At 33.8% G+C, this 14560-nt stretch carries 5 protein-coding genes and 1 pseudogene; 2 read left to right on the forward strand and 4 right to left on the reverse strand.

The genetic code is table 11. The features are described from left to right. Nucleotides 1-3219: pseudogene (locus tag ACXAG4_RS06310) on the reverse strand (hypothetical protein); the annotation flags it as partial. 398 nt (nt 3220-3617) lie between these two features. On the opposite strand from ACXAG4_RS06310, the gene ACXAG4_RS06315 reads away from it, so the two are divergent. Continuing rightward, on the forward strand, nt 3618-5207 hold the full coding sequence (locus tag ACXAG4_RS06315) for a peptide chain release factor 3 (RefSeq protein WP_475295247.1): 1590 nt from the start codon (nt 3618-3620) through the stop codon (nt 5205-5207). A 58-nt stretch (nt 5208-5265) separates the two neighbouring features. Then, nucleotides 5266-5499, forward strand: a complete 234-nt coding sequence (locus tag ACXAG4_RS06320; RefSeq protein ID WP_475295248.1) for a (4Fe-4S)-binding protein — start codon at nt 5266-5268, stop codon at nt 5497-5499. A gap of 218 nt (nt 5500-5717) precedes the next feature. On the opposite strand, the gene ACXAG4_RS06325 is transcribed toward ACXAG4_RS06320, so the two are convergent. The 3 genes from ACXAG4_RS06325 to rpoB all read right to left on the reverse strand — a co-directional run bounded on the left by ACXAG4_RS06325 (nt 5718) and on the right by rpoB (nt 14453). Further along, on the reverse strand, nt 5718-6035 hold the full coding sequence (locus ACXAG4_RS06325; protein WP_475295249.1) for a DUF3467 domain-containing protein: 318 nt from the start codon (nt 6033-6035) through the stop codon (nt 5718-5720). A gap of 228 nt (nt 6036-6263) precedes the next feature. Continuing rightward, complete coding sequence (gene rpoC / locus ACXAG4_RS06330) at nt 6264-10565, reverse strand: DNA-directed RNA polymerase subunit beta' (RefSeq protein ID WP_475295250.1); 4302 nt, start codon at nt 10563-10565, stop codon at nt 6264-6266. 75 nt (nt 10566-10640) lie between these two features. Then, nucleotides 10641-14453, reverse strand: coding sequence for a DNA-directed RNA polymerase subunit beta (gene rpoB, locus ACXAG4_RS06335; RefSeq protein ID WP_475295251.1), 3813 nt, complete (start codon nt 14451-14453; stop codon nt 10641-10643). Between the last annotated feature and the right edge of the window lie 107 nt (nt 14454-14560).

A 14560-nucleotide genomic window follows, 5' to 3' on the forward strand; every position in this document is an offset into this window, starting at 1 on the left:
GATTGCTCCTGTACTTGCATTGATTGATAATCCTGCGGTTGAACTAAAGGTGCCTCCGCCTAATCCAGTTACGGTTGGTGTAGGGTCTGAATCATTAGTACAATAAGCCGCTGCCGAATAATTAAAGCTAGCATCGTCTAAAGCATTAACGGTTACGTTAACCGGTTCTATTTGAAAACATCCACCTGCACTTTCTAACCTAATATAATAAGTACCGCTAGTTGTCACCGCATTAGGATTAGCTAGAGTTGATGTTGCTCCTGAATCTGTCCAATACGTTAACGTACCTGAACTACTTCCTGCTGTAACACTTGAATCTGTAATATCAACATTTTCGCAAGCAGCTGGTGGGTCTGTAATAACTAAATTTAAAGGATTTGATGTAGTACTTTGTCCTGTACCTTGACCTTGATCTGCACCTACATCAGCACTACCTCCTGAATTAACTAAATTAGGAACACCGTCTCCATCAACTGTACCTGATATTCTATCAGCACCATCTAATTGTGCTTCCGTTATATTTTCATCACCTTCAACTGCATCAGGACATCCATCTCCATCACTATCGTTATCTAAATGATCGGGTATTCCATCTCCATCAGAATTTTTAGCTACACAATATGACATTTCATATAACTGCATAGTTACCGCTCCCGCATTTCCATTATTTTTACCAGCTACTATTACAACTTCATCAACCGGTGTATTAAAACTTACTGATAAACTATTGTTAGGAGCATTAGCTCCTCCTGCTGTACTTACAGCAAAGTTTTCTACAATAGTAACATTTGCCCCTAAATTTATATCTGAAATAATAATTCTACTAGCATCAACAGGATTACCATTATAGGTTGCCGTTACTCTTATGGCATCTTGATTATCCATACCACCCCATTTAAAGTTCAAATTATAAACGGTTTCTGAGAAAGTGTATGTATATTCTGCTACATCACCATTTTGAAAATTAGTGGTATTAGGTTGTGTATTTAAATAATTTCCATCAGGTGCTATAGATCCATTATTTAATATTCTAACTCCTGATTGCCATACTGCTGTTCCTAATAGTTGATAGCTAAAATCAAAACTTGATCCTGAAAATGCTCCTAAACCTGTTAAAGGTGATGATGCTGAGTAATCAGTATTTAACGCATAGCCATTATTAATAGGTACATTAGTAACACAGTCCATTTCATCAACATCTAAAATACCATCATTATCATCATCTAAATCACAAATGTTACCGATGGTATCTAAATCAGAATCTATAAAATTTATATTATTTGAGTCACATGGATCACAAATTGTTGATCTTGTATTTATATCATATGCACTCACATTATTTTGACCTGTAGTGCCTGCCCCTGCTGTTCCTGGTCCAACAGGTATTCCGTTGTCATTTACTGAATTATTAATAGAGCCATCAGTATTCAATTGCGTATATAAGATACCTCCATCACCTTCTAAGGCATCAGGACATCCATCATCATCACTATCTAAATCTTCTCCGTTAGGAATACCATCATTATCAATATCATTGTTACAACTAGTAGTAAATTCAAAATTAAAAGTATAACTCCCAATGTATCCAAGGTTTGTAAATCGTATTTCAACTTGGTCTCCTGCGTTAATAGTTTGAGATACTGGAATTGCTGGCGAAGATGCACCACAACAAAAACCTATAAAACTAACCCTAGTACCATTAATAAAAACTTCAAGAATATCATCAATACCAAAGCCTACACCTCCATAATTTAATTGACCAGCTAATGTAAATTGTCTTTTAAATATGGTTTGGTAGTATGGTTGAAATGGTACATTATCTACATTAGTACCAACATAATTGCTAGGCACTAAACCTGTGCTTGTATTGGTATCAAATGGTCCTAATTGGTTGTAAGACCTTGAATCTGTAAAAGAAAAAGAATTTATTCCTAAATAAGCTTCGCCCCTAAAAACTGGTGTACCTGGAGTTCCGTTTAATTGACTATTTTGATTACTATTTCCGAACGTAGAGCCTGCTATAGCAAAATGTCCTTCGTAATATTCTGCATCCCAGTAACCTATTCCAAAACTACCATCTTCAACACCGTCAGGTAATACATTACCTGGATTTGATTCATGACATTCATCAACATCTAAAATACCATCATTATCATCATCTAAATCACATCCATCTGGATAAGCATCTCCATCAGTATTAACAGTGTCATCAAAACCTTGGCAAATATCGGCACTGTTAATAACACCGTCGCCATCATCATCACATTCTCCACCTGTTACTGAGGCATTTGTGCTACTAACATCATTTTGCCCTCCTGCGCCTACTGCATTTGGAACACCGTTTGTATATGGGCCATTTATTTGCCCATTACCATTTACTTGAGTTAATGTTATTGCTCCATCTGCTTCTAGAGCATCAAAACACCCATCTCCATCACTATCATTATCTAATTGATTTGATATTCCATCACCATCGGTATCTGGACAAATAGTTACTGAAAATAAATCTATAAAATTCCCCGTAGCTATACTACCTCCAGCTGTAGATACACTTTCAAAACCAAAACGCGTTGTTGTTTGTCCTGCTGGTACTGTGTAAGTTCCTGTATAATTAACCCAAGCAGTATTATCTGTGCTCATTAATTGTTGAACTACAAGAGTTCCTCCAGCAGGCCCAATTAACACGTTAGCCTCATCTGTACCTCTTCTTCCTCTATGCCAAATAGACCATGTTATTATTGAACCAGGTGAAGTTGCTACATCTTGAAATAATTGTGAATTTGATGTTGCATTAATCTCAGCGTGCGAGCCTCCATCAAAAGAAGGTGTTGGTGCTGGGTCTCCTCCATTATGGCCAGATTCCCATATTTCAATATAATTATCACCTGATGTAGTTTCCCATCCATTAACATTTGTTTCATCAAATAAAAATGATCTGTTAGGCGCAGTTCCATATGTAATAACTGCATCAGAAACATTATAATCCTCAAAACTATCATTAATTAGAGCGCCTTCTGTACATTCATCAACATCTAAAATACCATCATTATCATCATCATCATCAGAACTATTAACAATACCATCATTATCACAGTCATTTAAAGGGCCTGTACATTGAGCGTTAGTTAATTGAATACTTGAAAATAAAAACAAACACAATAAAAGTACCCTGTAATCTTTTATTACACTCAATTTCAATACATAGTATAGCTTATTCATATTAATTAATTTTAAAAGAGATGGTAAATTTATTATAAACTTACTTAATATTATTTTTTGTTGTTCGAACAGCAATTTAGTGATGTTGAGAAACTATTTTCTATAGATGAAAAGATTCTCTTATTTTCAAAAATATTCTTTTTTAACAAATAATTATGATTTTATGACACCAAAAAAAAATAAAGTCACAATTATTTAAGTATAGCTACTAAAATATCTAGCCCGTATTTCTTTTACTTATATAAAACTATTAAACACTAATAAGTGTAGACCAAATGCACTTATGTGTAGATGAATGGAAAACCAGTAAATCCTACATTTTAACAAAAAGTATTTATATTACTTTAAGGTAGCAAGTATGCTACTTATTTATATTTTTGCATACTTTAAGATAGAACATGGAATTTTTAAAAGAAATAAACCGCAGGCGAACATTTGGCATCATATCGCACCCCGATGCTGGTAAAACAACTTTAACTGAAAAACTGTTACTTTTTGGTGGCGCCATACAAGAAGCTGGTGCTGTAAAAAGTAATAAAATAAAAAAAGGAGCCACCAGTGACTTTATGGAAATTGAGCGCCAGCGTGGTATTTCGGTAGCTACATCGGTTTTAGCTTTTGAGTATAATAACATAAAAATTAATATTTTAGATACGCCTGGGCATAAAGATTTTGCTGAAGACACCTTTAGAACTTTAACGGCCGTAGATAGTGTTATTGTAGTTATTGATGTTGCAAAAGGTGTAGAGGAACAAACTGAAAAATTAGTTGAAGTTTGTAGAATGCGCAACATACCCATGATTGTTTTTATTAATAAACTAGATAGAGAAGGTAAAGATGCCTTTGATTTGCTTGATGAAGTAGAACAAAAACTAGGTTTAAAAGTAACACCGCTTAGTTTCCCAATTGGTATGGGTTATGAGTTTAAAGGTATTTATAATATTTGGGAAAAAAACATTAATCTTTTTAGTGGTGATAGCCGAAAAAATATTGAAGAAACCATAAAAATATCAGATTTAGAATCTGCCGAATTAGACGAATTGGTTGGTGAAAAAGCTGCAAATACTTTAAGAGAAGAATTAGAATTAGTTCAAGGTATTTATCCTGATTTTGATAAAGAAGCTTATAAAAAAGGTGAGCTTCAACCCGTATTTTTTGGTTCGGCATTAAATAACTTTGGTGTTAGAGAACTTCTTGATTGTTTTGTAAACATAGCACCTACCCCCAGAGCAAAACAAAGTGATACGCGTTTGGTAAAACCTGATGAAAAAAACTTTACAGGTTTTGTTTTTAAAATTCATGCCAACATGGATCCTAATCATAGAAACAGGTTAGCTTTCGTAAAAATTGTTTCTGGAGAATTTAAACGTAACACCCCTTATTTACACGTTAGAAATAATAAAAAAGTAAAATTTTCTAGTCCTAATGCCTTTTTTGCTGAAAAGAAAGAAATTGTAGATATATCATACCCTGGAGATATTGTTGGTTTACAAGATACTGGAAGCTTTAAAATAGGTGATACACTAACGGAAGGCGAAATTTTAAATTATAAAGGTATTCCTAGTTTTTCACCTGAGCATTTTAGATATATAAATAACGCCGACCCCTTGAAATCTAAACAACTTTTTAAAGGCATTGACCAATTAATGGATGAAGGTGTAGCGCAATTATTTACACTAGAATTAAACGGAAGAAAAGTTATTGGAACCGTTGGTGCGCTTCAATATGAAGTTATTCAATATAGATTAGAGCATGAATACGGCGCTAAATGTACCTACGAAAACTTAAATGTAGCTAAAGCATGTTGGGTTGAACCCGAAGATGAAAAAAATGCCGAATTTAAAGAGTTTAAGCAAGTTAAACAGCGTTTTTTAGCTAAAGACAAACAAGGGCAACTTGTGTTTTTAGCCGATTCTCAATTTTCATTACAAATGACACAACAAAAATACCCAAGTATAAAATTTCATTTTACTTCGGAGTTTGATTAAAAACAAGAAACTATCGCATTTGAAAAATTTATAAATAATTACCCTAAAAAATCTACTAATGGAAGTAAATGCTAAAAAATTTAGTAATAAAGATATTACGGTTACTTATAACCCACAAAAATGCACACTATCTGGTATTTGTGCTAAAGAACTTTCAGAAGTTTTTAGCGACTCAATAATACCTTGGGTTAATTTAGATAATACCGAAAACTCAAAAATTATAGCACAAATTAAACGCTGCCCATCTGGAGCCCTACAATATTTTAAAAAAAAGGAAGAAGCATTGGTTTAATATTAAAAATGCCCTTTATAAATATTTATAAAGGGCATTTTTTTGATAAAACACCAAAAAATTATTTTAAACGCTTTTAACAGTTAAATAAAAACAAAACAATGATTTGTATACTGAATGATTTAAAATAAATTAAAACGCGTTTAAATAACTTGTTTCATATAAATTATACATATAAATAAATTAATATTCATAATATTAATTTATAATTTTATTTTTTAAGCTTCACCCGTAGGACCAAAATTTAGCGGTATTGGTGGTTGTTCATAATCTTTAATTTCACCATGCGCATTTTCAAATCTGTTTACATTATCGGCCAATGCATTAAGCAATCTTTTAGCGTGTTGTGGTGTTAATATAATTCTAGACTTTACTTTATTTTTAGGTACACCAGGCATTATGTTTACAAAGTCTACCACAAATTCAGATACAGAATGGTTTATAATTGCCAAGTTAGAATACGTGCCTTCTGCAACTTTTTCATCTAACTCTATGTTTAATTGCCCTTGCTTAGGCTTATTATTATCGTCTGCCATAGAAATTTTTATTTTTTAATTTCCACAAAAGTAGAAATATTATTAATAACTTAATTGTTTTACTTATACCTACAAGCTTAAAACCCTTGTATGAAATGCGTAATAAAAAAGCCTTCAAGTATTTTAATACATGAAGGCTTTTTGTTTTTATATTCTCGCCTTACTCATTGATACTTACCCTCATAATAAGGTGTTCGTGAATCTTAGATTTCGCGAGAATAACAAATATTAGTTGTAGTTCAACTCTTGTTTTACTTGCATCATTTCATCAAATTCTTCTTTTGACCCCACAATAATGTTAGAGTAGCTTCTCATACCTGTACCTGCTGGTATTCTATGACCAACAATTACATTTTCTTTTAAGCCTTCTAACGTATCAACTTTACCAGCTACAGCTGCTTCGTTAAGTACTTTTGTAGTTTCCTGGAATGATGCCGCAGAAATGAATGATTTAGTTTGAAGCGAAGCTCTTGTAATACCTTGTAGTATTGGCGTAGCTGTTGCAGGTTGCACATCTCTTGCTACTACAAGTTGTTTGTCTTCTCTTCTTAAAATTGAATTTTCATCTCTTAATTGACGTGGTGATACTATTTGACCTGCTTTAAGGTTTGTAGAATCTCCTGCATCTTCAACAACTTTCATTCCAAAGATATCATCGTTTTCTTTAATGAAATCTGCTTTATGAACTAATTGATCTTCTAAGAAAATGGTATCACCAGAATCTATAATTCTAACTTTACGCATCATCTGTCTTACAACAACCTCAAAGTGCTTATCGTTAATTTTCACACCTTGTAAACGGTATACTTCTTGTACTTCGTTTACTAAATATTGTTGTACTGCTGAAGGACCTTTAATATTTAAAATATCATTTGGCGTTATAGAACCATCAGATAATGGCATACCTGCTTTTACATAATCATTTTCTTGAACAAGAATTTGATTAGATAGTTTCACCAAGTATTTCTTAACATCACCTGTTTTAGATTCTACAATAATTTCACGGTTACCGCGCTTAATTTTACCAAATGATACAACACCATCAATTTCACTTACTACTGCTGGGTTTGATGGGTTACGAGCTTCAAATAACTCGGTAACACGTGGTAAACCACCCGTAATATCACCTGCTTTAGCAGATTTACGAGGTATTTTAACCAACACCTTACCTACATTAATTTTCTCACCATCATCAATCATTAAGTGTGCACCAACTGGTAGGTTGTATGAACGGATTGTTTCACCATTACCATCTTCAATATGAATAGTTGGTATAAGCTTTTTATTTCTAGATTCTGAAATTACTTTTTCTTGGAAACCAGTTTGCTCATCAATTTCAACTTGGTATGTAATACCTTGTTCAATATTTTCGTATTTAATTTTACCAGCAAACTCTGAGATGATTACACCGTTGTATGGATCCCAAGAACAAACAACATCTCCTTTACTTAATTTTTGTCCGTTTTTAATCATTAAATGCGAACCGTAAGGAATATTGTTAGTACTTAAAGTAATACCTGTTTTCTCGTCAATTAACTTAATTTCTGATGTTCTTGAAATAACAATATCAACTTCGTTACCATCGTTATCTGATCCTTTAACCGTTTTTAAGTCTTCAATTTCAGCAACACCATCAAATTTAACGGCTAATTTATTTTCTTCAGAAATGTTACCAGCAATACCACCTACGTGGAATGTACGTAATGTTAACTGCGTACCAGGTTCTCCAATTGATTGTGCAGCAACAACACCAACAGCTTCACCACGTTGTACCATTTTACCTGTAGCTAGGTTACGGCCGTAACATTTAGCACAGATACCTTGTAATGCCTCACAAGATAATGGCGAACGTACTTCAACACTTTCTATTGGCGTATCTCCAATAGCTTTTGCTATTTTATCATCAATTAAATCACCAGCTTTAACTAGTAATTCATCTGTTAATGGGTTATGTACATCGTTTAATGAAACACGTCCAACAATTCTATCTTCAAGTGTTTCAACAATTTCATCATTTTTCTTTAATGGTTCAACTTCAACACCTCTTAAAGTACCACAATCTTCAGTGTTAATAATAACATCTTGAGATACATCAACTAAACGACGTGTTAAGTAACCTGCATCGGCTGTTTTTAATGCCGTATCTGCAAGACCTTTACGAGCACCGTGTGTTGAGATAAAGTATTCTAAAATTGAAAGACCTTCTTTAAAGTTAGAAAGAATTGGGTTTTCAATAATTTCACCACCTCCTGCGTTAGATTTTTTAGGCTTAGCCATTAATCCACGCATACCGGTTAACTGACGAATTTGTTCTTTAGAACCACGCGCACCAGAATCAAGCATCATAAACACCGAGTTGAAACCTTGCTGATCTTCACGAATACGTTTCATAGAAAGCTCAGTTAATTCAGCGTTGGTAGATGTCCAAATATCAATAACCTGGTTATAACGTTCGTTATTGGTAATAAGTCCCATGTTATAGTTACCCATAATACCATCAACTAAACCATTGGCTTTATCTATCATTGTTTGTTTTTCAGCAGGAATAATAATATCTCCTAAACTGAATGATAAACCTCCTTTAAAAGCGAAGTTGAAACCTAAAGTTCTAATAGAATCAAGGAAATCTGCCGTTTCAGGTACCGATGTAACTTTAAGAATATTACCAATAATATCTCTTAATGATTTTTTAGTAAGTACCTGATTGATGTAACCTGCTGCTTGTGGTACGTGCTGGTTAAATAATACACGTCCAACTGTAGTAGCAAGAACCATAGGTGCTAACTTACCATCTTCATTAATATCAATAACTCTTACTTTAATACCAGCATTTAAATCTACTCGTTTTTCGTTAAAAGCAATTTCTACTTCCTCTGGCGAATAGAATGTTAAACCTTCACCTTTAATAGGTACTTCTGGTGTAGATTTACGTTCTTTGGTCATGTAATAAAGACCAAGAACCATATCTTGAGATGGTACTGTTACTGGCGAACCATTGGCTGGGTTTAAGATGTTATGTGATGCCAACATTAATAATTGACACTCTAAAATGGCTTCTGGCCCTAATGGTAAGTGAACCGCCATTTGGTCACCATCAAAATCGGCATTAAATGCCGTACACACTAATGGGTGTAATTGAATTGCTTTACCCTCAATTAATTTAGGTTGAAAAGCTTGAATACCCAAACGGTGTAATGTAGGAGCACGGTTTAGTAATACTGGATGCCCTTTTAGAACATTTTCCAAGATATCCCAAACTACTGGCTCTCTTTTATCTATAATTTTCTTTGCAGATTTTACAGTTTTTACAATACCTCTTTCAATTAATTTTCTAATTACAAAAGGTTTGTAAAGTTCTGCTGCCATATTTTTTGGCAATCCGCACTCAAATAATTTTAATTCTGGCCCAACAACAATTACAGAACGTGCTGAATAATCTACACGTTTACCAAGTAAGTTTTGACGGAAACGCCCTTGCTTACCTTTTAAACTATCTGATAATGATTTTAACGGACGGTTAGAATCTGTTTTTACTGCTGAAGATTTACGTGTGTTATCAAATAAAGAATCTACAGATTCTTGTAACATACGTTTTTCATTACGTAATATTACCTCTGGTGCTTTTATTTCAACTAACCTTTTTAAACGGTTGTTACGTATAATTACACGACGGTATAAATCATTTAAATCTGAAGTAGCAAAACGGCCACCATCTAATGGTACTAACGGACGTAATTCTGGTGGAATTACTGGTACAACCTTCATAATCATCCATTCCGGACGGTTTTCACGGTTATTGTTAGATTCGCGTAATGCCTCAACTACTTGTAAACGTTTTAATGCTTCAGTTTTACGTTGTTTAGATGTTTCAGTATTTGCTTTATGACGTAATTCGTATGATAACGTTTCTAAATCAATTCTGGCTAAAAGTTCAATTAAACATTCGGCCCCCATTTTAGCAATAAACTTTTCTGGGTCTGAATCATCTAAATATTGATTTTCTTGTGGAAGCGATTCAAGAATATTTAAGTATTCTTCTTCTGTTAAGAAATCCATTTTTTGTAATGGTTCACCTTCTTCATTTTTAGCATTACCTGGCTGAATTACTACATAGCGTTCGTAGTAAATAATCATATCTAATTTCTTAGACGGCAACCCTAATAAGTAACCAATTTTGTTTGGTAAAGAACGGAAATACCAAATGTGTGCAACAGGCACAACTAAATTTATGTGACCAACTCTGTCTCTACGAACTTTCTTTTCAGTAACTTCAACACCACAACGATCACAAACTATACCTTTATATCTAATACGCTTATACTTACCACAAGCACATTCATAATCTTTTACAGGACCAAAAATGCGCTCACAAAATAAACCATCGCGTTCTGGTTTATGTGTACGGTAATTAATAGTTTCTGGCTTTAAAACTTCACCTCTAGATTCTGCTAAAATAGATTCTGGAGAAGCTAAACCAATTGAGATTTTATTAAATCTCTTAACTGTATTTTTATCTTGTTTTCTTGCCATGTTTTTTTAAGTCTTCAGTATCCAGTTTTCAGTACGCAGTGCTTACGGCATACTGAAAACTGTGAACTATTAATTTTACTCTTCTAATCTAATGTCTAATCCTAAACCTTTTAATTCATGCATTAATACATTGAATGATTCTGGTAAACCAGGATCTGGCATTGGTTCACCTTTAACAATACTTTCGTATGTTTTAGCTCTACCAATAACATCATCAGATTTTACAGTTAATATTTCGCGTAAAGTACTTGATGCACCGTATGCTTCAAGTGCCCAAACTTCCATCTCACCAAAACGCTGACCACCAAATTGTGCTTTACCACCAAGTGGTTGTTGCGTAATTAATGAGTAAGGCCCTATAGAACGTGCGTGCATTTTATCATCTACCATGTGGCCTAATTTAAGCATGTAAATTACCCCTACAGTAGCTGGCTGATCAAAACGTTCACCTGTTCCTCCATCATATAAATATGTATGACCGAAACGTGGAATTCCTGCTTCGTCAGTCAATTCATTAATTTGATCTAATGATGCGCCATCAAAAATTGGTGTTGCAAATTTGCGTTCTAATTTTTGACCTGCCCAACCTAAAACGGTTTCATAAATTTGACCAATATTCATACGCGATGGTACACCTAATGGGTTTAATACAATATCAACCGGTGTTCCATCTTCTAAGAATGGCATATCTTCTTGACGAACAATACGTGCTACAATACCTTTGTTACCGTGACGTCCTGCCATTTTATCACCCACTTTAAGTTTACGTTTTTTAGCTATGTAAACTTTAGCAAGTTTAATAATACCTGCTGGTAATTCATCACCAACAGAAATGGTAAACTTCTCACGGCGTAAAGCACCTTGTAAGTCGTTTTCTTTAATTTTATAATTGTGAATTAAATCTGCTACTAACTGGTTAGTGTGGTCATCTGTAGTCCATTTACCAGATACTAAGTGTGCATAATCATCAACAGCATTTAACATTTTTAATGTGAACTTTTTACCTTTTGGTAATACTTCTTCACCTAAATCATTATAAATACCTTGAGCTGTTTTACCATTTACAATAGCAAATAGTTTATCAACTAATACATCTTTTAATTCATCAAATTTTCTATCGTATTGTGCTTCTAAAGCTAAGATATCATCTTTATCTTGGGCACGTTTACGTTTATCTTTAACGGCTCTTGCAAATAATTTTTTATCAATTACCACACCGTTTAATGATGGTGATGCTTTTAATGATGCATCTTTTACATCACCAGCTTTATCACCAAAAATAGCACGTAATAATTTTTCTTCTGGAGTAGGATCAGATTCTCCTTTTGGTGTAATTTTTCCAATTAAAATATCACCTGGTTTTACCTCTGCACCTACACGAATCATTCCGTTTTCATCTAGATCTTTAGTTGCTTCTTCAGATACGTTAGGAATGTCATTAGTTAACTCTTCGTTACCTAATTTTGTGTCTCTAACTTCTAATGAATACTCATCAATATGAATAGATGTGAAGATATCTTCACGAACAACTTTTTCAGAAATTACAATGGCATCCTCAAAGTTGTAACCTTTCCAAGGCATGAAGGCTACTTTCATGTTTCTACCTAAAGCTAATTCACCTTGTTGGGTTGCATAACCTTCACATAACACTTGCCCTTTAGTTACTTTATCTCCTTTAATCACAATTGGTTTAAGGTTAATAGATGTACCTTGGTTGGTTTTTCTAAACTTAATTAATGGATATGTTTTAACATCAGAATCAAAGCTTACTTTAGCTTCATCTTCTGTTCTATCGTATCTAATTTTTATTTCGTTTGCATCAACATATAATACTTCACCAGTTCCTTCGGCATTAATTAATACCCTAGAATCTTTAGCTACTTGACGTTCTAAACCAGTTCCTACAATTGGAGAATCTACTCTTAATAAAGGTACTGCTTGACGCATCATGTTTGACCCCATTAATGCACGGTTTGCATCATCATGCTCTAAGAATGGGATTAACGATGCTGAAATTGACGAGATTTGGTTTGGTGCAACATCAGTGTAATGTAAATCAGATGGATCAATTACAGGGAAATCACCTTCCATTCTGGCAATTACCTTATCGTGTAATATTTTACCATCGTCATCTACATTTACAGTAGCTTGTGCAATTAACTTCTCTTCTTCTTCTTCAGCACTTAAATATGTTGGCTCATTTTTAATATCTACAACACCTTCTTCAACTTTTCTGTAAGGTGTTTCAATGAAGCCCATTGAGTTAACTTTAGCATATACCGAAAGTGACGAGATAAGACCAATGTTTGGCCCCTCTGGTGTTTCAATAGGACAAAGTCTTCCGTAGTGTGTATAGTGAACGTCACGAACCTCAAAACCTGCTCTTTCACGAGAAAGACCACCTGGACCTAAAGCTGATAAACGACGTTTGTGAGTGATCTCAGCTAATGGATTTGTTTGATCCATAAATTGAGATAACTGGTTGGTACCAAAGAATGAATTAATTACAGACGATAATGTCTTTGCGTTAATTAAATCTATTGGTGTAAATACTTCATTATCACGAACATTCATACGTTCACGAATGGTACGTGCCATACGAGCTAAACCAACACCAAACTGCTGGGATAATTGTTCACCAACTGTACGTACACGACGGTTTGATAAGTGATCAATATCATCAATCTCTGCTTTAGAGTTGATAAGCTCAATTAAATATTTTATAATAGTTATGATATCTTCTTTGGTAAGCACTTGCTTGTCCATACCGATATCTAACTGTAATTTTTTATTCATTCTGTAACGACCAACTTCTCCTAAAGAGTAACGTTGATCTGAAAAGAATAACTTGTCAATTATACCACGAGCAGTTTCCTCATCTGGCGGTTCTGCATTACGTAATTGACGGTAAATGTGTTCAACAGCTTCTTTTTCAGAATTTGTTGGGTCTTTTTGAAGCGTGTTATGAATGATGGCATAATCACCTTGTTCAGAACTTTCTTTGTGTAAAAGAATAGTTTTAACATCGGCTTCAATAATTTCTTCAATATTATCTTTATCTAAAATAGTATCACGATCAAGCACAATTTCGTTACGCTCAATTGACACTACTTCACCAGTATCTTCATCAACAAAATCTTCGTGCCATGTGTTAAGTACACGTGCCGCAAGTTTTCTGCCTAAATACTTTTTTAATCCCGTTTTTGATACTTTAACTTCTTCAGCTAAATCAAAAATTTCTAAAATATCTTTATCGCGCTCAAAACCGATAGCACGGAAAAGCGTTGTTACAGGTAATTTTTTCTTTCTGTCAATGTAAGCATACATTACTTGGTTGATGTCTGTAGCAAACTCAATCCAAGAACCTTTGAAAGGAATTACCCTTGCTGAATATAATTTTGTTCCGTTAGCATGGAATGATTGTCCGAAAAACACACCTGGAGATCTGTGTAACTGAGACACAACAACACGTTCTGCACCATTGATAACAAATGTACCACTAGGTGTCATGTAAGGAATAGTACCTAAGTAAACATCTTGAACAATGGTTTCAAAATCTTCATGTTCAGGGTCTGTACAATATAACTTTAACCTTGCTTTTAAAGGAACACTGTATGTTAGTCCTCTTTCAATACACTCATCAATAGCATACCTTGGTGGATCTATAAAGTAATCTAAAAATTCTAAAACAAATTGGTTTCTGGAATCTGTGATTGGAAAATTTTCCATGAAGGTGTTATAAAGGCCTTCATCACCGCGTTCTTCAGACTTTGTTTCTAATTGGAAAAAATCCTGGAAGGATTTGATTTGAATATCCAAGAAATCTGGATATTCTGTTCTATTTACAATAGACGAGAAATTTAATCTTTCAGCTTGTGTTGACAACATCAATGAACGGAATTTTGATTAAAAAAAAATTATAAAAACGTATATACTTTTATATACGCAAAATGGTTTAGGTCTTTGAGAGGCACTCTCAAGACCTAAACCTTTGT

The sequence above is a fragment of the Seonamhaeicola sp. ABD4_175 genome, assembly GCF_056160885.1.

Bases quoted from the DNA above. Each gene is read 5' to 3' on its own strand.
- ACXAG4_RS06315 (WP_475295247.1), top strand. From the start codon at position 3,618: ATGGAATTTTTAAAAGAAATAAACCGCAGGCGAACATTTGGCATCATA.
- ACXAG4_RS06320 (WP_475295248.1), top strand. From the start codon at position 5,266: ATGGAAGTAAATGCTAAAAAATTTAGTAATAAAGATATTACGGTTACT.
- ACXAG4_RS06325 (WP_475295249.1), bottom strand. From the start codon at position 6,035: ATGGCAGACGATAATAATAAGCCTAAGCAAGGGCAATTAAACATAGAG.
- rpoC (WP_475295250.1), bottom strand. From the start codon at position 10,565: ATGGCAAGAAAACAAGATAAAAATACAGTTAAGAGATTTAATAAAATC.
- rpoB (WP_475295251.1), bottom strand. From the start codon at position 14,453: ATGTTGTCAACACAAGCTGAAAGATTAAATTTCTCGTCTATTGTAAAT.